Annotated in this window: 26 protein-coding genes; 20 read left to right on the top strand and 6 right to left on the bottom strand. The window is 35.5% G+C overall.

The window, feature by feature from the left end; genetic code table 11:
• Nucleotides 1-16: 16 nt before the first annotated feature.
• The 10 genes from M3226_RS05320 to M3226_RS05275 all read left to right on the top strand — a co-directional run bounded on the left by M3226_RS05320 (nt 17) and on the right by M3226_RS05275 (nt 8,792).
• Complete coding sequence (locus tag M3226_RS05320) at nt 17-586, top strand: 5-formyltetrahydrofolate cyclo-ligase (RefSeq protein ID WP_251563321.1); 570 nt, start codon at nt 17-19, stop codon at nt 584-586.
• On the top strand, nt 580-1,365 hold the full coding sequence (locus M3226_RS05315; RefSeq protein WP_251563320.1) for a DUF92 domain-containing protein: 786 nt from the start codon (nt 580-582) through the stop codon (nt 1,363-1,365). Before M3226_RS05320 ends, M3226_RS05315 begins: the two co-directional genes overlap by 7 nt.
• Nucleotides 1,366-1,437: 72 nt before the next feature.
• Nucleotides 1,438-2,391 carry an L-lactate dehydrogenase gene (locus tag M3226_RS05310; protein ID WP_251563318.1) on the top strand — a complete coding sequence of 318 codons (954 nt, stop codon included), beginning with the start codon at nt 1,438-1,440 and terminating at the stop codon, nt 2,389-2,391.
• A gap of 104 nt (nt 2,392-2,495) precedes the next feature.
• Nucleotides 2,496-2,690 (top strand): hypothetical protein, encoded by a 195-nt coding sequence (locus tag M3226_RS05305; protein ID WP_098529994.1) that lies wholly within the window; start codon nt 2,496-2,498, stop codon nt 2,688-2,690.
• 208 nt (nt 2,691-2,898) lie between these two features.
• The gene (locus tag M3226_RS05300) at nt 2,899-4,443 is read left to right on the top strand and encodes a rhomboid family intramembrane serine protease (RefSeq protein ID WP_251563315.1); all 1,545 of its coding nucleotides are present in this window, start codon (nt 2,899-2,901) and stop codon (nt 4,441-4,443) included.
• A 97-nt stretch (nt 4,444-4,540) separates the two neighbouring features.
• Complete coding sequence (locus M3226_RS05295; RefSeq protein WP_251563313.1) at nt 4,541-4,750, top strand: YqgQ family protein; 210 nt, start codon at nt 4,541-4,543, stop codon at nt 4,748-4,750.
• A 10-nt stretch (nt 4,751-4,760) separates the two neighbouring features.
• A complete protein-coding gene (locus M3226_RS05290; protein WP_251563310.1) occupies nt 4,761-5,723 on the top strand; it encodes an ROK family glucokinase in 963 nt (320 codons plus the stop codon).
• An 84-nt stretch (nt 5,724-5,807) separates the two neighbouring features.
• Nucleotides 5,808-6,995 (top strand): M14 family metallopeptidase, encoded by a 1,188-nt coding sequence (locus M3226_RS05285; RefSeq protein ID WP_251563308.1) that lies wholly within the window; start codon nt 5,808-5,810, stop codon nt 6,993-6,995.
• Between the two features lie 231 nt (nt 6,996-7,226).
• The gene (locus tag M3226_RS05280) at nt 7,227-8,375 is read left to right on the top strand and encodes a YqgU-like beta propeller domain-containing protein (protein ID WP_251563305.1); all 1,149 of its coding nucleotides are present in this window, start codon (nt 7,227-7,229) and stop codon (nt 8,373-8,375) included.
• Nucleotides 8,376-8,465: 90 nt separating this feature from the next.
• Nucleotides 8,466-8,792, top strand: coding sequence for an MTH1187 family thiamine-binding protein (locus M3226_RS05275; protein WP_251563303.1), 327 nt, complete (start codon nt 8,466-8,468; stop codon nt 8,790-8,792).
• A 199-nt stretch (nt 8,793-8,991) separates the two neighbouring features.
• Here M3226_RS05275 and M3226_RS05270 read toward each other — a convergent pair whose 3' ends face one another.
• The gene (locus M3226_RS05270; RefSeq protein ID WP_098530001.1) at nt 8,992-9,168 is read right to left on the bottom strand and encodes a DUF2759 domain-containing protein; all 177 of its coding nucleotides are present in this window, start codon (nt 9,166-9,168) and stop codon (nt 8,992-8,994) included.
• A 196-nt stretch (nt 9,169-9,364) separates the two neighbouring features.
• Here M3226_RS05270 and M3226_RS05265 point away from each other — a divergent pair, with 196 nt between their 5' ends.
• Nucleotides 9,365-10,000, top strand: coding sequence for an MBL fold metallo-hydrolase (locus M3226_RS05265; RefSeq protein WP_251563301.1), 636 nt, complete (start codon nt 9,365-9,367; stop codon nt 9,998-10,000).
• A gap of 42 nt (nt 10,001-10,042) precedes the next feature.
• Complete coding sequence (locus M3226_RS05260) at nt 10,043-11,134, top strand: class I SAM-dependent methyltransferase (RefSeq protein ID WP_251563299.1); 1,092 nt, start codon at nt 10,043-10,045, stop codon at nt 11,132-11,134.
• Nucleotides 11,135-11,203: 69 nt separating this feature from the next.
• On the opposite strand, the gene M3226_RS05255 is transcribed toward M3226_RS05260, so the two are convergent.
• Complete coding sequence (locus tag M3226_RS05255; RefSeq protein WP_098530004.1) at nt 11,204-11,446, bottom strand: DUF2626 domain-containing protein; 243 nt, start codon at nt 11,444-11,446, stop codon at nt 11,204-11,206.
• An 83-nt stretch (nt 11,447-11,529) separates the two neighbouring features.
• Nucleotides 11,530-12,228 carry a helix-turn-helix transcriptional regulator gene (locus M3226_RS05250; protein WP_251563296.1) on the bottom strand — a complete coding sequence of 233 codons (699 nt, stop codon included), beginning with the start codon at nt 12,226-12,228 and terminating at the stop codon, nt 11,530-11,532.
• Nucleotides 12,229-12,398: 170 nt separating this feature from the next.
• Here M3226_RS05250 and M3226_RS05245 point away from each other — a divergent pair, with 170 nt between their 5' ends.
• The 6 genes from M3226_RS05245 to M3226_RS05220 all read left to right on the top strand — a co-directional run bounded on the left by M3226_RS05245 (nt 12,399) and on the right by M3226_RS05220 (nt 17,623).
• Nucleotides 12,399-13,262: a tyrosine-type recombinase/integrase gene (locus M3226_RS05245; protein ID WP_251563295.1), complete on the top strand. Its 864-nt coding sequence runs from the start codon at nt 12,399-12,401 to the stop codon at nt 13,260-13,262.
• A 408-nt stretch (nt 13,263-13,670) separates the two neighbouring features.
• Entirely contained in the window at nt 13,671-13,961 is a 291-nt protein-coding gene (locus M3226_RS05240; protein WP_251563293.1) for a hypothetical protein, read from the top strand.
• Nucleotides 13,962-14,565: 604 nt separating this feature from the next.
• Nucleotides 14,566-14,916: a hypothetical protein gene (locus M3226_RS05235; protein WP_251563291.1), complete on the top strand. Its 351-nt coding sequence runs from the start codon at nt 14,566-14,568 to the stop codon at nt 14,914-14,916.
• 150 nt (nt 14,917-15,066) lie between these two features.
• On the top strand, nt 15,067-15,402 hold the full coding sequence (locus tag M3226_RS05230; protein WP_251563289.1) for a hypothetical protein: 336 nt from the start codon (nt 15,067-15,069) through the stop codon (nt 15,400-15,402).
• Nucleotides 15,403-15,631: 229 nt separating this feature from the next.
• The gene (locus tag M3226_RS05225; RefSeq protein ID WP_251563287.1) at nt 15,632-16,711 is read left to right on the top strand and encodes a hypothetical protein; all 1,080 of its coding nucleotides are present in this window, start codon (nt 15,632-15,634) and stop codon (nt 16,709-16,711) included.
• A gap of 192 nt (nt 16,712-16,903) precedes the next feature.
• A complete protein-coding gene (locus M3226_RS05220; protein ID WP_251563285.1) occupies nt 16,904-17,623 on the top strand; it encodes a hypothetical protein in 720 nt (239 codons plus the stop codon).
• Between the two features lie 690 nt (nt 17,624-18,313).
• Here M3226_RS05220 and M3226_RS05215 read toward each other — a convergent pair.
• Both M3226_RS05215 and M3226_RS05210 read right to left on the bottom strand, forming a co-directional pair.
• Nucleotides 18,314-19,399 (bottom strand): NAD(P)H-dependent flavin oxidoreductase, encoded by a 1,086-nt coding sequence (locus tag M3226_RS05215; protein ID WP_251563939.1) that lies wholly within the window; start codon nt 19,397-19,399, stop codon nt 18,314-18,316.
• A gap of 28 nt (nt 19,400-19,427) precedes the next feature.
• Entirely contained in the window at nt 19,428-20,603 is a 1,176-nt protein-coding gene (locus M3226_RS05210) for a YbfB/YjiJ family MFS transporter (protein WP_251563283.1), read from the bottom strand.
• 124 nt (nt 20,604-20,727) lie between these two features.
• Here M3226_RS05210 and M3226_RS05205 point away from each other — a divergent pair, with 124 nt between their 5' ends.
• Nucleotides 20,728-21,588, top strand: a complete 861-nt coding sequence (locus tag M3226_RS05205; protein ID WP_251563282.1) for a LysR family transcriptional regulator — start codon at nt 20,728-20,730, stop codon at nt 21,586-21,588.
• Between the two features lie 238 nt (nt 21,589-21,826).
• On the opposite strand, the gene M3226_RS05200 is transcribed toward M3226_RS05205, so the two are convergent.
• Nucleotides 21,827-22,729, bottom strand: a complete 903-nt coding sequence (locus tag M3226_RS05200; RefSeq protein WP_251563280.1) for a GIY-YIG nuclease family protein — start codon at nt 22,727-22,729, stop codon at nt 21,827-21,829.
• A 199-nt stretch (nt 22,730-22,928) separates the two neighbouring features.
• Here M3226_RS05200 and M3226_RS05195 point away from each other — a divergent pair, with 199 nt between their 5' ends.
• Complete coding sequence (locus M3226_RS05195; protein ID WP_251563278.1) at nt 22,929-24,569, top strand: restriction endonuclease; 1,641 nt, start codon at nt 22,929-22,931, stop codon at nt 24,567-24,569.
• The last annotated feature ends 89 nt before the right edge of the window (nt 24,570-24,658 follow it).

The following is a 24,658-nucleotide window of genomic DNA, read 5'->3' as shown; positions in this document are numbered from 1 at the left end:
AAGGAGAGCCAAATTTATGACTGATAAGAATAAGATACGAAAACAGGTTAAAGAAACCCTTTCAATGCTGTCAAGACCCCTTTATGAGGATTATTCCTATAAGATTGCCAGAGCCTTATTTGCTGATGATGATTGGAAGAAGGCAAAGATCATCGGAATTTATGTTTCAAGACAGCCTGAAGTAGATACATATCAAATCATTCGAAAAGCCTGGGAACAAGGGAAACAAGTAGTTATACCAAGATGTAGTCCAACTGACAAAAGGTTATCATTTAGAACACTTACGGAATTTTCCCAACTTGAATCAGTCTATTATGGGTTATTAGAACCAATAGAAGAACTGACTGCCGAAATTAATGCTGAAATGATTGATTTAATAATTGTTCCGGGACTCGGATATACTAGGTCAGGCTATCGGTTAGGATTTGGCGGCGGGTACTATGATCGTTTCTTAGCTAATTATTCGGGTAAAACTCTATCGCTAGCCTTTAATCAACAAATCATTTCTCATCTTCCAATTGAAGATCATGATATTCCTGTTTCTAAAATTATTACAAATGGTGAGGTCATCATAACGAAATGCTAGAAGACTTGTTTATTAATCTTGTGATAATAATTGGGGCGATGGCTGGATATTTTCAAAAATCCCTTACACTAACCGGTGCTTTTGCTGCAATGCTGGTTGGAATTTCTGTTTATGCCGGTATGGGTCTAAATGGACTTGCATTGCTTGGTGCTTTTTATGTATCTTCCAACTTTTGGTCAAAATATAAAAGTACTGCAAAAAAGACTATGGAAGAAAAATTGGCAAAAGGAGCTACAAGAGATTGGCTTCAGGTCCTAGCCAACGGAGGGGCTGCTGCTCTTTTTAGTCTCCTTTATTTATTTCAGCCTGAACGGACTTGGTTGATCGGGTTTATGGTTTGTTTAGCGAGCGCCAATTCAGATACATGGGCATCGGAAATTGGCAGTTTAAGTAAGAAGAACCCTATATACATACGTACATTTAAAAGAATTGAAAGAGGAACTTCAGGTGCAATCAGTGGTTTAGGCAGTGCAGCGGCTGCCTGCGGCTCTTTCTTTATCTCCATTCTAGGTTATTTTCTTTTCCAATTAGATATCTATTTAATGTTGATTGTATTTTTATTTGGCTATATCGGAAATGTCATTGATACGTTATTTGGGGCATTTTACCAACAGGTTTATCTATGTGGATATTGTGGAATTACTACTGAAAAAAAGAACCATTGTCAAAGGCCCACAACTCGAATAAAAGGATTCACCTTAGTGGATAATGATATGGTGAATTTTCTTTCGGGTTTTATCGCTTCAGTGTTATCAATCGTAATTTTAAGACTTTTTTAATTAACTTCTGAAATGTACTCATATATTGTTTACACTGTATCAATGGCTAAAACAAAATGGGGAGGAATGAAGATGTTAAGGCGTGTTAACCGGGTTGTACTTATTGGAACAGGTTTCGTTGGGTCTAGCTATGCGTTTGCCCTTTTAAATCAAGGCATTACGGAAGAGTTAGTATTAGTTGATTTGAATAAGGAGAAGGCGGAAGGGGACGCCATGGACTTAAATCATGGAATGCCTTTTGCTCCATCTAGGACGAAAATTTGGTATGGGGATTACAAGGATTGTGGTGTAGCTGATCTAGTCGTTATTACGGCTGGGGCGAATCAAAAACCAGGTGAGACTAGACTCGACCTAGTCGAAAAAAATACGAAAATTTTTAAAGGTATTGTTGACCAAATTATGGACAGCGGCTTTAATGGAATATTTTTAGTTGCCACTAATCCGGTGGATATTTTAACATATGCTGTCTGGAAATTCTCTGGTCTCCCAAGAGGGCGCGTTATTGGCTCAGGAACTATATTAGATACAGCCCGTTTCCGTTATTTACTGGGTGAACATTTTAACGTTGATACTAGGAATGTACATGCTTATATTATTGGAGAACATGGGGATACCGAACTTCCTGTTTGGAGCCATGCTGATATCGCTGGAACCACCATTTCTGAATGGACTAAAAATAAAGCCAGCTTTAATCCGGATGATTTAAATCAAATTTTCTTAAATGTACGCGACGCCGCCTACCACATCATTGAACGCAAAGGTGCGACATATTACGGAATTGCCATGGGGTTAGTCCGCTTAACAAAAGCCATTTTACGAAATGAAAACTCCGTACTAACAGTTTCCGCCTACTTGGACGGGGAATATGGTCACAATGATATCTATATCGGTGTTCCTGCTGTTGTTAATCGAAATGGAGTCAGGGAAATTGTTGAACTTGATCTTAATGAGGAAGAAAAAGCAAAGTTTACAAATTCTGTTCAAGTATTAAAAAAGACAATGGAACCTGTGTTTAAGAATTTTTAAATGTTAATTAGAACAGAGACGAATTTCTTATTCGTTTCTTTTCTTTATGAATAATGGATAAATCTTTTGCAGCTATCACAGAATAGTAAATAGGAGGGATGAAGATGTCTCGTCTATTAACATCGATTTTTATGATAGGTTCAATTGGTTATGTTGTGTTCCGCTACAGGTACAGAATTATCAATGCCCTGATCGGGACAGGCTGGATGAGAAGGCTTGCTGTAGGCTCTATCATGAGCTTCCCTGGGGTAAGACAAAAATTAATGTCATCCGTTTTTGGAGGACCATCTGCTAGGTGAAAACCACAGATGGTTTTCTGTTTTATGTCGTATTTTTTAAATTTCATTTTGTCAGTGGTTTATAGCAATTGTTGATGGTTCATTTCGTTTATAATGAAAGTAATGGAGAGAAATGAAAAAAGATTAATACTAAGCCATTTAGCTTTAGGTGTAACTTTATACTCGAATTAACGACATACTTTTAGCTGAAATAGAAAGCAGGGGAGAAATGAATAATAAAGAAGGTTACGTCTTTTGGAGGGTGGCATATTCTTTCATTTCTGATCAGGGTTATCGGATTATTCAATTATTTGAAAATCAAAAAGAATTGTGGCTTGAAAAATTAGAAAATAAGAAAGCTCCTATTATTCGAATGCTGCTCCATGATTTAGATTGGAGTAATGCTATGCAGAGAGATATTGAATTTACAGCTTCAAACGGGGAAAGAGTGCGTAAACAAATCGGTAAGAGAGAACTTAATGTAGTGAATATTTATGTCAGTCAGTTTCCACCGGTGGATGAGTATGAATATCGTCTTGCAAAACCTTTTGTTTTTCCACAAGGAAATAAAACCACCGTCACTTCTATTATTTTGGCAAACGGTAAACTTGAATCAGGGTTTAGGAGAAATTCCGAAAAGCTTGGCTCCGATATTCATTTTGAATTCCAAGATGATTATTCAGAACAAGAGGTGGAGGACTTAAAGAAGTCGGCATTAAATCTAGCGGTTAAAAAGGTTAAAGCCGACCAAGAGATCCTTTTTAATGGAAAGCCTTTACTTACATATGTTTTTATTGTCATTCAACTTGCTGTTTTCCTGTGGATGGAAATACACGGGGGAAGCACTAATACATCGACATTAATAAAGTATGGTGCCAAAGTAAACGCCCTGATCTATCAAGGTGAGTGGTGGAGATTGATTACACCCATTTTTCTGCATAGTGGCTTTTTACATTTAGTAATGAATACTCTAGCATTATATTTTTTAGGTTTAACAGTTGAACGAATATTTGGCAATATTCGGTTCCTTTTTATTTATATGTTTGCTGGTGTTACTGGTTTTATTTCGAGTTTTCTTTTTAGTCCAATCGTATCAGTTGGGGCAAGCGGAGCTATTTATGGCTGTTTTGGTGCTTTGTTATATTTTGGAACAATTTATCCTAAATTATTTTCTCGGACAATCGGATTAAATTTAATTGTTGTACTCGGAATCAACCTTGTATTTAGCTTTACATCTTCAGGAATCGATAACTATGGCCATCTAGGTGGATTAGCAGGAGGATTTTTAGCTGCAGGAATGATGCACTTTCCAAAAAATAAAAAATGGGTATTACAACTTTTATTTTTCTTCTTGTCAGTAACAATTGTTGGTGGATCATTGTTTTATGGATACCATTCAACTTCAAGTTCAGTCCATGAGGATTCGGTTGTAATGCTGGCACAAGAGTATGTGAATAAAGGGAACTATAAAGATGCATATGAGGTATTAAAAGATTTTGAGCAGAAAACCAGTAATCCGACCGAAAAAACATATTTAATTTTAGGCTTTGTTGAATACAAACAAAACCTATTATCTGATGCAAAAACACATCTGCATAAAGCTATTGAATATGATTCCAAATTATCGGCAGCATACTATTATTTAGCTATCATAAATTTCAATGAGAATAATTTTAAACAAGCCAAACAGAACGCAGAAAAAGCTGTGAAGCTGAATCCAAATGACCAGGATTATGCAAAGTTGCTTAATTACATGATCAAGCACAATCCATAGGAAAAGAAGGATAGCTTCGAGAACGTTCGTGAGTTATACTTTTATTTAGAATAAGAATATACTCTCCATTTAAAATGAAGGAGGCTGGGGTCTCTAGATGAAGACAATCTATGATATTCAACAATTTTTGAAACAATTTGGAACCATTATTTATGTTGGTGATCGAATTGGTGACCTTGAACTAATGGAGACAGAGTTAAAAGATTTATATCAGGCACAATTAATTGAACCAAGAGAATATCAGTCTGCTTTGTTGTTATTAAGACACGAAATCCAAATTCAAAAAGAAAAAAGTAACCAAAGGTAGGGGAAGTTACGTGGCAGATAAATGGATCGCAGGTGTCGACCTCGGCGGTACGACTACTAAAATAGCCTTTATTACAAACTCAGGTGATATTGTACATAAGTGGGAAATCCCGACTGATAATGCCGATGGGGGGCAAAATATTACGTCCAATATTGCTAAGGCAATTGATGAGAAATTGTCTCAGATTGGTGAAACGAAAGAAAAGTTAATGGGAATCGGTATGGGGGCACCTGGACCTGTTGACTATGAGACGGGGATTATCTTAAATGTCGTAAATTTAGGCTGGAAGGATAACTACCCACTCAAGGATAGCCTGGAAGAAGCAACTTCACTTCCTGCAGCTGTTGAAAACGATGCAAACTGTGCAGCCTTAGGGGAAATGTGGAGCGGAGCAGGGAATGGAGCAAAAAATCTTGTCTGTGTTACATTAGGGACTGGTGTTGGCGGCGGGGTTATTGCAAATGGAAGTATTATCCAAGGGGTTAATGGTGCAGCCGGTGAGATTGGCCATATTACAGTCATTCCATCTGGCGGAGCGCCTTGTAATTGCGGAAAAACAGGATGTCTTGAAACTGTGGCCTCTGCTACAGGGATTGTTCGATTAGCTGAGGAGGCTGTAAAAAACAGCAGTTCATCAAGTAAATTAGGAGAACTGTTTAGGATCACCGCTAAGGATGTTTTTGATGCAGCCCGCGATAACGATCAGTTGGCCCAAAAGGTATTAAATGAAGTATCCTTCCATTTAGGATTAGCTTTAGCAAATATCGGCAACACTCTAAATCCTGATAAAATTGTTTTAGGTGGAGGCGTATCGAAAGCAGGGGATATTTTACTAGATTCAGTAAAAGAGAACTTCGAGAAATTTGCCTTCCCTGCAGTTAGAAATTCTACTGAAATAGATATTGCCACATTAGGAAATGATGCAGGTGTTTTAGGTGCCGCCTGGTTAATAAAAAATAAATTAAATCAATAATCATTTAAAAACCCGTAGAATTACGGGTTTTTATCATTTTTTGATGAAGATTTACATATATTCTATATGATGGGAGGAGAGTATATGGAGATAAGTGTACGACCTGAGGATACTCTATCATATTTAAGCAAGTTATTTAAAATCCCACTCCAGCTAATATTGGATTCCAACTCACACGTAAATCCAATGGATATGAAACCAGCAGATAAAATTCATTTACCTGGATATGTTTCAGTTCCCTATACTATAAAAGAGGGCGATACGTTTGAAAAAATTTCTGTATTAAGAGGAATAGAGCTGGACTCCCTCTTTCTACTAAATCAAACCATAGGTCCAACCCAACTGGTTATTGGTGAGCAGGTTTTTGTCCCCGAAAAAATAGTCGTTCCCCTTGTACAAGAAAAAACCCCGTTAGATTATAAGAGACTGGCAAAATTAATGAAAAATCTTAAGAGGGTTTATCCTTTTATGGAAGTAACAAACATTGGTACGAGTGTTTTAGGTAACCCCATTCATGAAATCAGGATTGGAAAGGGAGATAAAAAAATACATATGAATGCTTCCTTCCATGCCAATGAATGGATTACTACAATGGTCCTCATGAGTTTACTAAACCGGTATTTGATATCAATCACAAATAATCAACCCGTTAAAGGGAGGAAGGCATTAGCTCTTTATGAGAACGTTGAGTTATCCCTTGTACCAATGGTTAATCCTGATGGAGTAGATTTGGTGTTAAACGGGCCGCCTGCTCATTTACGAGAAGAACTTACAAAAATTAATGAAGGCAGTGATGACTTTATCCATTGGAAAGCAAATATAAGAGGCATCGATTTAAATAACCAATTTCCAGCTAACTGGGAGCTATGCAGAAAAAATAAGAAGCCAAAGGCCCCTGCCTCCCGAGACTTTCCAGGAGACGATCCATTAACAGAACCTGAGGCAGCCGCTATGACGGATTTAGCCCATAAAAATGACTTTGACCTCATTCTTGCCTTTCATACTCAAGGAGAGGAATTTTATTGGGGGTATGAAGGACTTGAACCTGCTGAGTCTGAATTACTTGCGAAAGAATTTGAAAAAGTGAGTGGGTACCGTGCGATCCGCTATGTAAACAGTCATGCAGGATATAAGGATTGGTTTATTCAGGAATTTCATAGGCCCGGGTTTACTCTAGAGCTGGGGAAGGGAATTAATCCGTTACCGCTTTCTCAATTTCCAGAAATACTTAAACATGCTGAAGGAATATTTTTTGCTGCATTAGCTTTTTAAATTTTCCTGGTTTCTTACTTGTAATATCACCCTACTGTTATTAAAATAAAGTGGAAACCGCATGAGAAAATTCAGAAAATGACGGGGTCTTAAAGACAGTCCACTCACAACCATCGATTAAAAAAGCCGGGCAATTCTACGGCTTTTTTCCTATTTAAGTTAGTTGGTTCATGTATGAAATATTTTTGTTAATCAACCGTCGTAACCATGATAGGGATAGGAGGAGACGACTTGATATATTTGAACAAATTAAACCAATCGAACAATACACTTATTTTGCTAATCTTTATTTTATCGTCTCTCTTTTTAGGTGCATGTACCGTTAAGGATCAGCCTAAACAAAAAGTTTCAATTAATAATGAAAAGACAAAGGCACCTGCTGCACCATTGAGTGCCAAATGGAAACTGCCAATAACGATTCCTGCAGGTCAAGGTGAATTTTATAAGGTAGCAGGCTGGTATACTAACCAACAAATTTTCTATGTAACCAACTTAAACCAAACCTCCAATCTATTTCTTTATAATCTGTTAACAGGAAAAAGTAAGTTGATTTATAAAACTGAGAATCCAATTGTCAATGTCCAAATAAGCCCATCAAAGAAATATCTACTAGTTCATTCCTCACCGTCCTCCAATGAGGGAGTGGTTACGATCATTAATACTAAGGGAACTGAACTTTTAAAAAAGACATTTCCGTCCTACGATCTAGGGTTTGAGTGGAATCCCTACAATGAGTCAAAGGTTCTGGTTACAAAATTCGCAGAAGACTGGAGCTTTCAATTACTTTTACTAGATTCCAGGGATGATAGTACAATTGAACTCAATCTTCCGCAGCCATTTATTAAATGGATCAAGAAGGATGAAATCGCCTACTTGAACTGGAATCAAACTAGTCCCTCATTAGTTGCCCCGCTAATATTTAAACAATTAGGAAGTGAAGGGGAGAAGACTGTTTTTTCTAATTTAATTCAATTTGAGGCCTATCGTGATCTGCTCATGACGGTTACTGTAAATGAAGGGGACTCATCTATTGCCGACTACTCATTCTTTGATAAAGAAAAGAAACGGCTGTTTAGCTTTTCCATACCGCAGTTAACCAAGTTTTCAGATTGGCTGGTTCCTTTTTATGATTATAGCGAACAGAAGAAACAATTTCTCACCCTCAGACCGCTCGAGAGTGGTGATATGGATACATATACAGATGGATTCCAACTTATTAGCTATGACCTAAAGAAGGGCAGCAGTAAATTGATTCTAGAAGGCTTGGACAATGTTCCTATTTCGATTTCACCATCTGGGGACACAGCTCTGATGGGGAATAATTATGAAAAGCTGATTGATTTAAACAAAAGGAAAAGCTATGAATTAATGAAGGAATGACAATCAAAGTCATTCCTTTTTCCCTTTGTTGATTGATATGGTAAAATCACAAAGGAATATAAAAAATGCTAAAGTGATGGTGATACTCTAATGGCAATTGTAGATGTAACAGTGATACCGATTGGGACTGAAACGCCAAGTGTAAGTAAATATGTAGCAGCTGTTCAAAAGGTTTTAAGAAGCTATGAGGCAGAAGGGAAAATTAATTTCCAATTAACACCGATGAATACCATTATTGAAGGTGAATTGCCAGTTCTTTTTGAAGTCATCCAGGCCATGCATGAGGTTCCTTTCTCTGAAGGCGTTAAGCGAGTTGCGACTACAATTCGAATTGATGATCGCAGAGATGTGAAGCGAAGCATGGATTATAAGGTTGAAAGGGTTAACAGCCTGTTGAAGGAAAATGAGGATAAATAAGAAATGCAAAAAAGACTGTCAAAGGACAGTCTTTTGTTTAAGGAAAGAAAAGTATTAATTTCGACTTAGAGAATTGTCCAGCTCCAGGCGCCATCGGCTCGAGGTCACAAGTCAATCCGTCCAAAAGGTTAAAGAACAACCTTTCGGCCGGCTCGTCTTGTGCTTGTCGCCGATAGGCGGGCGCCTTCCACTTTTCGTATTAGTGTGTTCCAGTTGGAAAACCGGATTCAATTATAGTCATCACTGTGAACCAGCCGAAAACTAGGAATGAAGCGACACCCCAAAAAGCGGCCAGGAAGTTCTTATTTTTCAGTGAGCTATAACCGGCATAGGCTGCAAGGATTGTTACAAGAGCAAAAATAATCACTAAACCCATTTTTAGTTCCCCCTTTTTCGTAAAAGCCATTTCCAAAAATTATGTAACTATATTATATACATTCGTTTCCTATTTTATATTTTTTTCACCAATTTGTCGAGGGCAAATATACAGGACTAATAAAAGCACGCTTTCTCTCCTATGTTCTTTAGTGTAAAATAAACCTGATGTATTTATGTATGGGAGGAACAAATTTATGAAATGGCAACAAATTCCTTTAGGACCCCTGCAAACGAATTGCTACATTGTTGAAAATCCTGATAAAACATGCTTGATTATTGACCCGGGTGAAGAGGGGAAAAAATTAATTCACTTATTGAGTCAAAGAAAATTAAAGCCAATTGCCATTCTTTTAACTCACGCTCATTTTGATCATATTGGGGCAATAGATGTTGTTAGGGACACTTATAAAATTCCTGTTTATATTCACAAACAGGAAGAGAAATGGCTTGAAGATCCTAGGTTAAATGGTTCACAATTATTTATGCATATTGAACCGATCGTGGTGAACCCAGCCGATCATATTATACATAATGAGGGGAACATGAAGATAGGCGAATTTTCGTTCCATATCTTCCATACGCCTGGTCATTCACCTGGCAGTGTTTCTTATTACTTTGAAGAAAATGATGTTGTTATTTCCGGTGATGCTTTATTTCAGGGGGGAATCGGCCGTACTGATTTACCTGGAGGGAATTCTAGCCAGCTGTTGAAAAGTATCCATGACAAGCTGCTTAGTTTACCGGAAGAAACCTATGTCCTGTCAGGCCATGGACCTGTTACAACCATTGGAGAGGAAATGGATAGTAACCCATTTTTAAATGGGTTTTAGAATACTAATACTAAAGAAAGACCCAACTAAAAGGGAGTTATTATGATTACCTACTTAAAGCACATAATCTCTAATTCACCTAAGGGGCTTATCTCTTATGCAGATTATATTTCAGCCGTCCTTTATCATCCGGAATTAGGCTATTATATGAAGGACAAACCTAAAATCGGAAAACATGGGGATTTTATTACTACCAGTAATATTTCCGATGTATACGGCAGACTTATGGCTAAGTGGTTTTCGACTATTTGTGAAAAAACTAAATTGCCGCCAGTTTTTTGTGAGATAGGAGCTGGAACAGGGCGTTTTGCGAATGCCTTTTTACAAGAGTGGTATGATTCAATTGGAACGCCACTTAACTATATTATAGTGGAAAGTAGCCCCTACCATCGCAAGCGGCAGCGTGAATTACTTCAGCCCTTTTCCATTGTTCAAGTGGAGAGTCTCGGGCAGGTTGAACCCTTTTCTGGCATGGTTTTTTCAAATGAACTTTTTGATGCTCTTCCGGTTCATATTATTGAAAAAATAAACGGCGAGTTGTTAGAAGTAATGGTGGGGATGACGGATGACGGGCAACTTTTTGAACAAAGGGAAGCATTAACCAACCAAGCTATCCTTTCATTTCTCGCAGAAAGTAAACTGGCCATAAAAGAAAAACAACGGATTGAGATTCCTATCGCAATGGAGAAAATGATAGAGGATATTTCAAAGGTCTTAATGAAAGGAATCGTTGTGACAGCTGATTATGGCTACACCAATGAAGAGTGGGCACATTCTCAGCATAAAATGGGGAGTTTAAGAGGGTACCACCAACATATGATGATAGACGATGTGTTGCAGCATCCAGGTGAGATGGACATAACCACCCATATCCACTTTGATCATCTTGTTCAAAAAGGATTGAATCATCAACTGGAGTTGCTAACCAAACTTAGGCAGGATGAATTTCTTTTAAATGCAGGGATTTTAAAGGAGTTAGAGGAGCATTATGATCCTAATCCTTTTTCCGAGGTAAGCAAAAGAAATCGTGCCATTCGCAGTTTAATTTTGCCGTCAGGTATGAGCGCTTATTTTCATGTTGTGATTCAGCAAAAAGGTCTTCAACTAAGGGAAGATGATGTTTTTATATATTAAAAAAACACCGGTGCACCGGTGTTTTTTTGTTCTGCAGCGTCAGGATACATCCTTGACGCTTCGCTCTTATTACTCTCCTGCGCCAAGCGGCATCATGAACGTTGTCCAATATGTAAAGCCGACGAAGAAGATCGTTAAATATGCTCCGAAAACATACAAATACATACGTTCGGAAAGCTTTAGGTAGCTAAGCAGAACGAAAAATCCTGTTTGAGCCAAGAATAGCATTGCTGTTCTATCCAAATCACCTAGATAGAGCATTACGGTAAAAATACCAGTCCAAAAACCACAAACTCTGAACATGCGATCCATATGTATACCCCCTTTTATCCTACGGTACCATCAATATAATATTATAAAGTAAAAGGAGGGATAATGTAAACATCGGACTCGAATTAGTTTGTCACTAGTACTTGATAAGAACACGTTTCACAGCCGGAAATCATGTTTTCTTTTTCTATTAATTCTACTGATTCAAATAGTGCACCGAACATGCCCTTTAAAAATTCATGGTGCATATTACAAACTGTTTCAGTATGATCCTCTGCAACTTCTTTAAAAGGACAATTGAAGATTTGGAAGTAAATTTTGGTTTGGTCACCGTTAACTTCAAACTCTGGATAAAATCCGGCAAGGGTCGCAGCACTTTTTAAAATCGTCATCTTTTGATCAAATGTCAGTGCCTCGCCGGGTGCCCGCTTGGCCATTTCTTGTTCAATAACCTCAGTCCCAAATCGTTTACCGGTGGTAAATAGTGCCTGTTTACCAACTTCACCAAGCGAAATCATCGTCTGCATGGCCACTTTTGATAATAGCATGTAGTCTCGGTATGGGAAATGCAGTTGGATAACATCTTCAGACAGGCGGTATAGTCGGCTTGGTCTGCCGCCTTTTCCCGTTTTCTTTGTTTCAGATGCTAACATATTCACATCTTCTAACTTGGAAAGATGTAGTCTTGCTACATTTGGATGGATATTAAAATTTTCAGCTACCTCTTGAACTGTAACTTCTTGATGGCGTTTGGTAATATATTGATAAATGTAGTACCGTGTTGGATCTGACAAAACGTTTGTTATTTTTAATGTTTGTTCCATCACTGTTCACCTCGAACCCCCATAATTTATTCCATTATAATACAGGCAATATAACAAAGGAATGAAGTTAACAATGTTAACACTAATCCTTCACTAATTAGCCACATTTATCAAGGGTTTATAGGGTTTTGTACAGTTCAAGTTAACTGTATAGGAGATGTTTATGTAAAATGAATAGTTTAGTGGAAGAGTACCTATTAGTATGTGATTCTAACGGACATAGTACCGCCACACTACAAACAACAAAGGTCATTTTAAATCAATTCATTAAGTATATAGGAGATATTGATGTAACAGATGTTGATACAGGACTGCTTAGAAGGTGGATTCTTGAACAAAAGAAGACGTGTAAGGCTAACTCCATAAACACCAAAATTATATGTGTCAGAAGCTTCTTTAATTGGCTTGTAGAGGAAGAAATCATTGACGGTAATCCTTTTGCTAAGATTAAGCTTTTGAAAGCACCTGCACCAATTATCAAAGCCTATGACAAGAATGATATTAACCGTATGTTAGGTTACTGGAAAGGGAACAACTTCATGTCTGTAAGAAATAAGACAATCATTGTAATGTTAGCAGAAACAGGTGTTAGAAATTCTGAATTGAGGAAAATTAAGTTAGATGATATTGCTGAAAACGCTATTAAGATAGTGGGGAAAGGTGCGAAGGTTCGTTATGTTCCAATATCAAAGGTACTGAAACTACAGCTAACAAAGTATCTCCGTATTAGGAAAGCATACATGAACGGATATGAAAGCGATCTATTATTCGTAAGCAGATACCACAGAGAGGTTACAAGGTTTGCACTGATTAAAGTAATTAAAGAAATGGGTGAAGCCTTGGGGATAGATGTAGCTAATACTATTCACAATTTCAGAAGATTCTATATGCAGGATATGATTCAAAAGGTTGATATTTATACTTTAGCTAAGACGGTTGGACACAGTAAGATAACAACCACTCAGAGATACCTTGAATCAATTGCTGATGAAAGAGTTCTTCAAATGGCTTCTAAACATTCACCTTTATCATAAAAGCAAAGGTGGACTGGAACTAAAGATGAATTTACAAGGGATTGCCCTTAAAGTTGAAGGAAGTTGACATATGAGGCGAGCTGTTGGGAGACTGAATGGGAGTTTAACCTAGAGTTTAAGAAACGAGAAGCATAAGATCGGAAAGGCACTTGTGGATGCAAGTGTCTTTTTATTGGATCAATGAAGTACATGATGCACTTTATAGTTAAAATTGTGATCTAGCAACATACAACATTTAAAATCAATGAAACCCTCGCTAGATAAGGCTATTGCCTAATTTACTATTCAAAAATATCCCAACAAATTGCCTTTTCCCTGTCAGTATGGATCTTGATTGGCACTTCTACTTTCCTAAAATCAATTATTATAAAAATATCAAATGTATACCGAATTTAGGAGGTTGAGGACATGGAGTATTCACAGATTACTGATGAAATGATCGAAGTGCATTTATTAGCTCACTTAGAAAAATTAGTAGGGAGTTTAGGTAGCTTTATTGGGGTGGTAAAAGGTAAAATCGATGATCCAAAAGGGTACGACAAAAAAACACTTCATGATATATTCAACAGCTTGGTAGTGATGGAAATTGAAGCAATAGAGTTTAGGAATGACTTACAAGAGAAGAAGGCTGTAACTTTTCCAGCTGTTTTGAAAGCAGAACTAAAAAAGATTAACCTTAAAGATGGATTATATGTTTAAAAATGATTCCCTATATAATTTTTTATCATAATACACTACTATCCACGATCATCGTTTAATTTATCTGAGAGCAATTCTCTATCATGGGAGTAGCTCTTGCTTTATTCAGCCTCTGCGTTATTCCTATCCGTTTAGGGTTCTTGCAGGACAGATAAGTATAATCTCTTATATCCGTTAAAAAACGTAAAAGCAGTTTTATCTTGATAAATAATTTACTTAGTACTTCTAGATCCTTTCCTCAGGTCAAAACGAAAATTAAAAAAGCCCATCCATATTAGGATGGGCTTTAGAATACCTTTAATCAGACAACTATATACCTTTGAAAGGTTTTTCGTTGGTATGTAACATATTAATTTGACTTGTACAGTGCTAGAATGATATTATAACAGTACTTCTTTAGGGAAAAGAAGATACATGTATCTAATATAATAATACATGTAAATATAGTCTTTTGTCAAACGATTTTAAGAAAAAAAGAAGAAAAATTTTTGGGGGTGTAGTCTATTCATGTGTAGTCGTATAAATTGAATGGTTTGATAACTCAAGCGAGTCGTTTATATTTTAGTGGGTTAATTTATCAACAAGAATAAAGGAGATTGATAGTATGGGCAGATACATAGAATGTGGAGTGGACTTTGTATATAAATATGGTTTGGATCAGCCATCAAATTTATATCTTATTCATGATATGTTGGGGATAGGAAGGATAAATCATCATACAGCAGAAGAGAGTTATGGGAATGGTTGTGATGTCCTATTGCTTATTAAAAAGGATATTAAAAAGTTAAAACATTACTTTGACTTGAGAGTTAAGCAGATTGAGAGGGACAAAAAATTAGGTCTTCCAGACATAGCAACTGGAGAAGCGAATTTTCTGCGAATGATCAATCATCTTATCTATTATGCAGATCAGCACCCTAACAAAGATGTTTATGCTTTCGATAGTGAACTATAAGATATTTGGATTTAAGTAAAAGCTATACATATTGATAAGAAGCACATTATACATAAGGAAAAAATAAACAAAAAGGATGGATATACAATGTTTGTAAATATGAAGATAGTCGCATCAACCATTTTAAATGAAAAAGAAGGAGATTCATATGTGGGAGAACACTCATATCTTACGTCGCATGATGAAAATGCTGTAATTGACTACGATTACTTGTATGAGTGTGCAAGATTAGTTGAGTGTTGGGTCGAAGACAAGCTGACAAGTAATCCAAAATATAAAAACCTATATAATGTAACGTTGGATGTGAAACACTGGCAAATAGGATCAACAATTTTCACAATTGAGAACCACGAAACAAAACAAATTAGTAGAGCAACTTCTAATCAAGGTTTAACAATGGATGAAGATATTATTAATACACGTGGGTGGATCTTGTATGAGAAAAAGAATAATGGTAGTAAGAAAAAAGAGGAGATTTTAGATTGATATTATACTAGGTAGTAAGAAATGAACCCTAAAAAACAACATAAATCCAACCAAGATAGTAAGAAATAAGGTAGGAAAATAAACATGGATCTTACTGTATTACATAGAAAACATATATACATAGAAAACATACATACAGAGTAGAGGGTGGTTCGCTTCGCTCATGCGAGTATGTAGCAACGCTCCCCATCTACTCTATAATAGAATTAAAAGGGGAACTATAGTTAAAATGCCAAAATACGAAGATTACTTTATAAAGATCTATAACTCGTTTATTACAATCAATTCCATAAATAAACTAACAGCCAATGAGCTGTCTATATATTGTTATCTTTATACACTACGAACATACGAAGATAAGATCTTAACAAATTATGACATATTATGTGAGGAAAACACATTTTATAAGAATAAAAGCGATAACAAAAAAGAGATTAGGAAATGCATTACTTCGTTAATGGAAAAAGAGCTGATTGATGTGGAAGAACAAAATAAATCTTTAACAATATCGTTTTCGTTTAAGGAAGAGGGTCACGTACAACTTACATACGATAAATTTCGCACATTCTCTAAGCCACGTGATTTGTATATCTATGTGGCTGTAAGTAAATGGGAGAAAAAAGGGGGAGCTAGGTATTCCTATAATGAATGGGCTAAATTATTAGATATAACAAGGGAACATGCTATTACAGTAATTGAAGACGCTTGTGAACGAGAAATAATATATAAAAACATAGGTACATATACAGGGAATTTGATTGGTAGTAGAAATCAAAAGGCACAGGAAGAAAATACATATTCAATAAAACGATTTACTAAGGATGGATTGAGCATAAATGAGGGGAAAAATGCTGATCCAGAATTTAAACTCCCATTAAGTGGGGAAACAAATGTTGATGAAAAAAAAGAAAAGGATACCAATCAGAACATAGCTAATTTCGATTTTGATACAGGCTATTGGTATGAGTGGGATAAGTATCTAGAAGTCAATGATTGCGAAATCTATCTGCATTACAAGAAACAATCAGAAAAGGATGAAAGATACATAACGTTTATCGAGCATTGTGAAAACAGGATAAATAAAATTTTAAAATCTAAAGGGAAAAAGCATTTTGAGGAAAAGTTAAATAAAGCTAAAGAGAATCTTGAAGAACGTAAAAGGCAACAAGGAGTTTATGATGCTTTAGTAGACAAACATATTGATGAATTGAATGACGAAGATGAAGGGTTTAAAACATCTTATGTGAAGAAGAGTAAGATCGGTGGCTGTTTTTTCGATGATGAAGATATGCTTGGTCTATCTAACTAAATAAATCCTCAATGTTTTTTCTACCCCAAACACAAACTCCTTCCTCAAAAGAGTAAATCTCCAAACACATAATAAATAAGGGAAACTCCATAGAATGGGGTTTCCCTAAATAAAAGAAAGCTTTATTAATTTGAAGCTTTAGAGCATTATAGGGTGACATAAATCTAAATTAGGTTTTAAAGGAGAAATAAAATGGATGAACCGTTAAAAAGATGTAGAGGATGCGAAAGGTATAAACCTTTAACAGAATTTTATAAGCAAAAAGATGGTCAATTTGGTAGAAGAGCAAAGTGTAAATCTTGTTTTAAGAAATTTAGCAATAGCTATACTAAAAAAAGAACTGAATTACAAAATAATACTTCTAATACACTAACCAATAAAGAAAAGGAACGAATTATGGAAGAATGTAATTATTCTTGTATGCTTACTGGAGCAAATAAGGAGGTTGACTTAGACCATTTTATCCCTTTAAATCTGGGTGATATTGTATTTGAATATGGAATCGGCGGTACAACTTATGAAAATATGATTCCTTTGACAAGTTCACTAAATAAATCAAAAGGTGCTCAAAATCCTTTTACATGGTTTGAAAAAGCAAAGTTCAAATTTAATTTAGATTCAAATAATTGGAATAAAGCATTAGATTATATGGCAAAAAAGAATAAGATGACAAGATCAGAGTATAAAAATCGTATTAATGCTTGTTTTATCCATTTTGGAATAAAGAAGTGGGTTGAAAGTCTAAATTATGCAGTTATAAATTCCCATAATCCAAAGGCTTCATTTTATAAAGCTATTGAAGAAGGCATTAATATTAAGGTGGCAGTGATGAGGTATGGTACAGATGCTTCTAAAAAATTTGTAATAAAAGAGAAAGAAATGATTAGAAGATTACAAGAAAGTAAGAAGTAAATGAAGGATATGTATTCATCATACACCTCTTCTGTATAAAATTTGATTTTTATCAAAACTGGAATCAATAAGGGAAGTATTGAGGACGTAACATTTATGCTGGATATAGCTGATTGGTTAAAGCAACCAGTCGATTTTTATATAGTTGTTTAACTATGTAACGTAATAAAGTGATGTATCTCCACAATTCTGTTAATATCTATAGACGTATGAAAAAATACAAAGAAACTGCTTTATAAAGGCTTTTCTTTCGTGCATATCGCACGGATCTATCAGAGTAAAACTGTATAAACACTTAAATATGTCATAGGATATCCACAGACATAGGGACAAAAATCTATTAATATCAAATAAAAATGATTGGGCTTGATGTCATTATGGAAAAAGTGCCTGTTATCTATCAAGGAAAAGATTATTTTTTGCTTCATCAATACTCATCTGGTTACTGTGAGATTGCAAGAGATGGACATTCTAATCATAATATTAAACTAGTCCATTTTTCAGAATTGAAGCTTAGAGAAGCATGATCGTCTAAATGACGATCTTTTTTTATGAATAAATAGCACTTAAACAGTTTACTCATCTTAAAGTTTGTGAAAAAGTATACTTAAATTAACGGGGCAGGTTAGCTCAATAAGGTATATACAAAAACCTAGCTTTTGTGGCTAGGTTTTTTGTGCAAATTAGAAATTACTTCGCTTCCATAGAACCTAATTTTTTTGCCTCTGCAATAATATTTGTAATTAATGATTCAACGGTTTGACTTTTGGCTAATCTTGGGCTTTGACCAGACCAAAGTGACATGAAGTCTTGATTGTTTTGTACAGCAGAAGTTTTTCTAATATCTTGAGTTAATGTGTTTTGAACAGGATAATCTGGAAAAAGTGGTTCGTGCTTCTGCATTTCTAAAATAAATTTATTTTTAATTCCTCTTGCCCATTTTCCAGAAAATGAACGAGTGAAAACGGTTTGGTCTTCGTTCGCATTAAGAATGGCTTCTTTATATACCTTATGTGCTCCACTTTCGATACAAGTCAAGAAAGCTGTCCCCATTTGCACGCCCATTGCTCCTAAATAGACAGAAGCCATTAACCCTCTTCCATCCATAATTCCACCAGCAGCAACAACAGGGATGCTTACATTGTCTACAACCTGTGGGATTAGTGATATTAAACCAATTAAACTCTCTTGGTCACCATCTATAAAGCTCCCCCGATGTCCACCTGCTTCACAGCCTTGAACAACAACAATATCTATTCCTGCTTTTTCATTTTTTACTGCTTCTCTAACAGTTGTAGCAGTTCCCATCAGAATAATGTTAGATTGTTTTAATTCAGCAATCACTTCACTAGTAGGAATGCCAAATGTAAAAGAACAAATAGGAACCTTTTCTTCCATTACAACCTTAATTTGTTCAATAAATGTTTCAAAAACATTATTAAAATCAGGAAGTTCAAAGTTATCTTTTAGGTGCAGATTTAATTGCTGACGAATGGGGTTTAAGAACTGGTTAGCCGATTTAATTTCATTCTCTGTAACTTTAAATTCGTTAGGAACAAATAGATTAACACCAAAAGGGTTGGACGTTAACTCCTTTATTTCCCTAACTTGTTCCCGTAATTGAACAGGGGTCATATAGCCAGCTCCAATCATGCCTAGACCCCCAGAATTTGAAACCTCAGCTACTAATTTCGAAGTTGTTATTCCTCCAGCCATAGGAGCTTGTATAATTGGATATTTAATTTTTAGAAGTTCTGTCATTTCATTATTTAACATCATTACACACCTCGTTTTTCAATTTTATCTACTGATTTCCTTTAGATCTCCTCTCAAACTGAATTCCATTTAAAAGCAAACCTGCCCCAATTAAAACGACACTAGATGCTCCTATCAAAGCAGCATTAAAATTATGAGTGGATGATGATAAGATTCCAGCAAGAGTTGGTCCTATCAACTGTCCAAAAGCATAAATAGCGGTTAGTATGCCAATCGTTCGGCTGCTATTAGATGGATTGATTTGTCGCCCCAATGTTGTAGCAAGTGTAGTGATACCCATAAACGTAGCTCCAAATAATAAAGCACTTATGATAAAACTAGTTTTCGAAATCCAAAAGACTGGCATCGCCATACCCAGGGATTGCAATGCCATTGCAAGAACTAAGGATTTAACGAAGCCCCATTTTTTAGCTAGTATAGACCAAATAAGGCAGGATGGAATCGCAGCCAAACCAACCATCATCCAAACTAAGGTTGCATCTTTTTGAAAGTATGAGGTCTTTTCAGCGATAGATACAATAAACGTTCCTGTAACAATGTAACCCAATCCTTCTAAACCATAGGCAATAGTCAACCATAGGAGCCATTTAGTTGGGGGGACAAGTGCAAAAGTTTCTTGTTTATTTTTCATCTCAACAGTGTTGGGGGCTTCATCGAGCCAGAACCATACGAAGATGGCTAGGATTCCACTTACAACAGCTAGTCCTATCCATGTTCCTTCCCACTGATATAATTGGGTTAAACTCGGAATAATTAAACTGGATAAAAAAATTCCAAATCCTATCCCTCCATAGAATAAACCCGACCAACTGGTTTTGTTTATAACAGCAAGTTTATCTAACACGATACCAGAGGCTAGGACCAACACATAAGCACTGGAAACGCCCGATAGAAATCGAAGTACATACCAAAGGAAATGAGAGGATGTTAGACCCATTATGGCAGTGGTAAATATACTGATGATTAGACTTATTTTTAAGATAATCACACGATACTTCTTCAAAGGTACCGCTCCTGCTAAAATGGCTCCAAGCAAATATCCAGCGTAATTACTTGATGCTATATATCCAGCAACTGTATTCGAAAAAGATAGATCTTTTTGCATAAGTGGAAGAATGGGAGTATAGGCAAACCTTCCAATCCCCATAGCAATGATTAGAGACAGTATTCCTCCTATTAAAAATAGAAAAGATTGTTTATTCAAATAAAAACCTCCAATAAAATGATTATATTTAAATCATATCTCTTTTCTGATATATTGAATAATACATAATATTGATATTTGCTATCAGTTAATCAGATGGCAAAAAAAGAGGAGAGGGATTTTGATGGATTTGCAAACATTAAAAGTTTTCCAGAGTGTTGCAAAGTTGGGGAGTATTTCGCAAGCAGCAAGAGAACTTCAATATGCACAGTCTAATATCACTATGAAAATTCAGCAGTTGGAATCGGATCTTCAAACAACCCTTTTTTATAGACATAATCGTGGTACTGCATTAACTGCTAAAGGAAGCATGTTATTAACATACACGGAAAAAATATTTGATCTTATAGAAGAAACAAAAAGTGTGATGAACGATGATCAAACACCATGCGGTCCATTAATTATTGGTTCAATGGAAACAACCGCAGCAGTTCGCTTACCAGCCCTGCTTTCAAAGTATCATAAAGACTTTCCAGATGTTGATTTAACTTTAAAAACAGGCTCTACTGAACAAAATATTCAAGGAGTTTTACAGTATGAACTTGATGGAGCATTTGTGGCCGGACCTATTGAACACCCCGAACTCATTGAAAAGGAAGTAATTGAAGAGGAATTGGTACTCATTACCGATACAATTCATCCCCCTATTGCTTCTTTTAAAGATATTCAAACAAGGACGCTGCTTGTATTTCATGCTGGATGTTCTTATCGAGATAAACTTGAACAATGGTTACGTCAAGAGGGTGTGATCCCCAAAAAGATAATGGAATTTGGAACCCTGGATGCAATTGTCGGGTGTGTATCTGCTGGTCTAGGTGTAAGTATGGTTCCACAAAGTGTTGTTGCAAAGCATGTACAAGACGGAATCCTTAGACAGCATTCCATTCCGAATTTATATGGAAAAGTCAAAACAGTATTTATCTATCGAAAAGATAAGTATGTACCTTCGTCTTTATTAAAATTTATAAATATGTTAAGTGATTAGCTGGGAGGTTAGGGGGTATCTTAATCAAAAAGATTGTGAAGAAATGTACTACCTACGGTGTTACGAGTAAGGAGCTAGTTTCGTTCATGATAACTTAAAGTAACGGGTAGCTTTAGTTGAAGAACCGATCGTCGAAAGGACGGTCTTTTTTTATGGAGTAAACAAAATCTCTAAAATGTTTACTTCTAAAAAAAGAAAGCTTTTGAGAACTTCAAGGGCAGCTGCACTGGCTCCGAAATCAAATCCCTAATGGTATACCTTTTGATAATAAAAAAAGAAGTTCCAGTGGAACTTCATCTATTTTTTTTTTTTTATGCAGCTTCATCAACTTATCAAAGTTTCGAGCTAAACGTCCATCTAATAGCAATCCAAGTTCTGCACATAAATGAAAGATAAACTTATACCTCTTACGAGTATTCGAAAGGCTTATATGCAATTCCGTTCCTTTTAGCTTATATAATAGAAATTCCGCAACTTTTTGGTGACCATCATTTGTCAAATAAAGTTGGTCCATATAATTGCCACCCATCCTATTATAACCGTGCTGAAATGAATCATAAGCCCTTATGGCATTATCCTCTAACTCGTTTAGGTCTGAAAAGAACGTACTATCTAAAGGGATGAAACTGATGCTAAATTCATCTCCTGAGCGATAATCACGATATATTTCAGGGTTTCCCGTTTTATCATCAAGAAAGTGTTTATAAGCCCTGTCAAATAATCTTTCCGCTTTTCCTATGTAATACATGCTATTTTCACGATTATGAATGATATAGATACCAGCGAAATTTTCAAACCCACACCATTCCCTCTTCCGTTTGTTTCTAAGTTCAAGCAGTTCATTCGGGGTGAATTGCGTCATCTTTTTCCTTAATGCATCTAACTCTTTTCTAACATTCTCTTTGTTTTTATTTCGTTCATACGAAGTTTTTTTAAAACGAACATAGTGTGGAGGTAATTGAATAAGAGCCTCATAATTAAAACCATATTCATCACTTATCTGCTTTAGCCAATTAAGTTCATCCTCTGTTAACCTACCAGTTTCAGAATGACCAGTTAGAACACTCTTTATCCAATTGAGTTCATCTTCTGTCAGCAGCAGAGGAAATGGTTCTCGCTTAATTCCCTCTAAATTTTCCATCCTTTTTTCTCCTTCTTATAACAGCCTAATTCCTATTATATCAACTCCCAAGGTGAATTATAAAAAATAAAAGTTTGCTTGTTTTGTAAAAAAGTGCTTTTATAAACGGCGATTCACAAGAACACTTTTAATTTTTTCTGATGTTCCCCAAAGAAAGATTGGTATAATAGTAAAAACTGGCTAGTTTGGGGTGTTTAATTTGGAGGGAAATGTTATCGAACCTTTCCAGACTGAAGAATTTTTAAAAATAAAACAATCACTCATTGAACGAGGAGAAAATTATTTAGATTTTGGAAGGTTGCGAAAGGGGGAGTATTATTTACTCTTAGTGGATGATCTAGGCCTTTTAATTAATAAGAAACTAGAAGTAGCTCTAGAATCCCCTCTAAACTCGTTCATTTATAAACATTCAGGTTTTAGTTCTTTTGAATTAAAAATAGGCGAGGATTTTTCTTATAAACTACTCCTACATGAAAAGGACTTAATTATAAATTACTTATTTAACACAGGGCCCTTTATAAGGTCAAAACAATCATTCATATCAAAGCACAAGTTCACTTATTTAGATTATGGGCCTATAAAAAGGGATACTGGCAAATATTACTATTTGCTAATAGTTGATAACAAGGGGTATTTGTTTGATCAAGACATGAATATTACCTCTACCACTACAGATTTTATATTTCGGGGTGGTCCCGATTTATGGAAGTTCCAAATAGAAATCAAAGGGTATTACTATACTTTTGAAATGGATACAGAACAAAAGAAAAAGTTCGATGATTTTAAAAATTCCTTAACTCATTATGAACTTTCATTTCTAATGGAAATGGATCGTTATAAAACAATTCTTCTTACTAATCATAAAGTAAAAACCTTACTCACAAATTTTTTAGAACAACAATTCAAAACAACTTTCAAAGACGGAACATTATTTGAAGTATACGACGACGACTTTTTAGTATCTACTTTTCATAGAGCTAAAAAACTAAGGTCACATATCACAGAAAGTTTCAAAGTTGATTTGGAATCTTATTACCAAAAAATTTTAGATATATTATTCAATTGGAATGCTTTGGAACGTGAGGTTATTGGAGAACACGGTTTTTTAATACTAAACCGTTCTTTAAGGGATATTGCAGTTGATTACTACGCAAAAGAATTTGAAGAATTGTATGGTGGTTATTTTTCTTCTATTGATATGGTCGACATTGAAAATTATATTGATTCTTATTATACGATTGATTTTATTGACCATGATGATGAAGATAATATTGGTTTCTTTACATATTACCTACTTTACAAAAGCAAAGATTTTCAGATTTCAACTATGAACTCCTTAGTTGAAGCAAACAAAATTTTAAGTGAAAGAATTGCAGAATACGAAAAGAACAAAGAATTAAAATCCTTCGAATATAGCTTAATGAATAGTAAAAAAGTTAAACCAATAAATGGATTTGAAAATGTATCAATTGATGATGTCGATATGATGAATGGTGTAGAGTTCGAGGAATTTATTTGTTACCTGTTTAAGAAAATGGGATATACAGTAAATCTAACGCCTGCCTCTGGCGACCAAGGTATTGACCTGGTAGCCGTCAAAAACGGCCTTCGAATAGGGATTCAAACAAAACGTTACTCGAACAGTGTGTCCAACAAGGCCATACAAGAGGTAGTCGCAGGTGTTAAACACTATAACCTTTCTAAAGCCATCGTCATTACTAATAACTTTTTTACAAAATCAGCTATTGACTTAGCCATATCAAATGATGTTGTTTTATGGGACAGAAGTATCCTTAAAGAAAAAATACTTGATTTGGCGATTGGAAACGCTCAACTTTAATAAAAGCTATTCTTAATGAAAAAAGCTGAAACAATTCAGCAACTTGCAGACACAAAAAAATAAAAATAAAAGAGGCTATCCTTTTGGAT

The organism is Neobacillus cucumis, assembly GCF_023715505.1.
Note: the sequence above shows the minus strand (reverse complement) of the source record. Positions and strands in the feature narration are given on the sequence as shown.

Excerpts from the sequence above, each read along its gene's own strand:
- M3226_RS05310 (WP_251563318.1), top strand. The coding sequence starts at position 1,438 with ATGTTAAGGCGTGTTAACCGGGTTGTACTTATTGGAACAGGTTTCGTT.
- M3226_RS05240 (WP_251563293.1), top strand. The coding sequence starts at position 13,671 with ATGGAGTATTCACAGATTACTGATGAAATGATCGAAGTGCATTTATTA.
- M3226_RS05220 (WP_251563285.1), top strand. The coding sequence starts at position 16,904 with ATGGATGAACCGTTAAAAAGATGTAGAGGATGCGAAAGGTATAAACCT.
- M3226_RS05285 (WP_251563308.1), top strand. The coding sequence starts at position 5,808 with ATGGAGATAAGTGTACGACCTGAGGATACTCTATCATATTTAAGCAAG.
- M3226_RS05315 (WP_251563320.1), top strand. The coding sequence starts at position 580 with ATGCTAGAAGACTTGTTTATTAATCTTGTGATAATAATTGGGGCGATG.
- M3226_RS05320 (WP_251563321.1), top strand. The coding sequence starts at position 17 with ATGACTGATAAGAATAAGATACGAAAACAGGTTAAAGAAACCCTTTCA.
- M3226_RS05260 (WP_251563299.1), top strand. The coding sequence starts at position 10,043 with ATGATTACCTACTTAAAGCACATAATCTCTAATTCACCTAAGGGGCTT.
- M3226_RS05235 (WP_251563291.1), top strand. The coding sequence starts at position 14,566 with ATGGGCAGATACATAGAATGTGGAGTGGACTTTGTATATAAATATGGT.
- M3226_RS05200 (WP_251563280.1), bottom strand. The coding sequence starts at position 22,729 with ATGGAAAATTTAGAGGGAATTAAGCGAGAACCATTTCCTCTGCTGCTG.
- M3226_RS05245 (WP_251563295.1), top strand. The coding sequence starts at position 12,399 with ATGAATAGTTTAGTGGAAGAGTACCTATTAGTATGTGATTCTAACGGA.
- M3226_RS05295 (WP_251563313.1), top strand. The coding sequence starts at position 4,541 with ATGAAGACAATCTATGATATTCAACAATTTTTGAAACAATTTGGAACC.
- M3226_RS05205 (WP_251563282.1), top strand. The coding sequence starts at position 20,728 with ATGGATTTGCAAACATTAAAAGTTTTCCAGAGTGTTGCAAAGTTGGGG.
- M3226_RS05215 (WP_251563939.1), bottom strand. The coding sequence starts at position 19,399 with ATGTTAAATAATGAAATGACAGAACTTCTAAAAATTAAATATCCAATT.
- M3226_RS05305 (WP_098529994.1), top strand. The coding sequence starts at position 2,496 with ATGTCTCGTCTATTAACATCGATTTTTATGATAGGTTCAATTGGTTAT.
- M3226_RS05275 (WP_251563303.1), top strand. The coding sequence starts at position 8,466 with ATGGCAATTGTAGATGTAACAGTGATACCGATTGGGACTGAAACGCCA.
- M3226_RS05270 (WP_098530001.1), bottom strand. The coding sequence starts at position 9,168 with ATGGGTTTAGTGATTATTTTTGCTCTTGTAACAATCCTTGCAGCCTAT.
- M3226_RS05300 (WP_251563315.1), top strand. The coding sequence starts at position 2,899 with ATGAATAATAAAGAAGGTTACGTCTTTTGGAGGGTGGCATATTCTTTC.
- M3226_RS05255 (WP_098530004.1), bottom strand. The coding sequence starts at position 11,446 with ATGGATCGCATGTTCAGAGTTTGTGGTTTTTGGACTGGTATTTTTACC.
- M3226_RS05265 (WP_251563301.1), top strand. The coding sequence starts at position 9,365 with ATGAAATGGCAACAAATTCCTTTAGGACCCCTGCAAACGAATTGCTAC.
- M3226_RS05250 (WP_251563296.1), bottom strand. The coding sequence starts at position 12,228 with ATGGAACAAACATTAAAAATAACAAACGTTTTGTCAGATCCAACACGG.
- M3226_RS05225 (WP_251563287.1), top strand. The coding sequence starts at position 15,632 with ATGCCAAAATACGAAGATTACTTTATAAAGATCTATAACTCGTTTATT.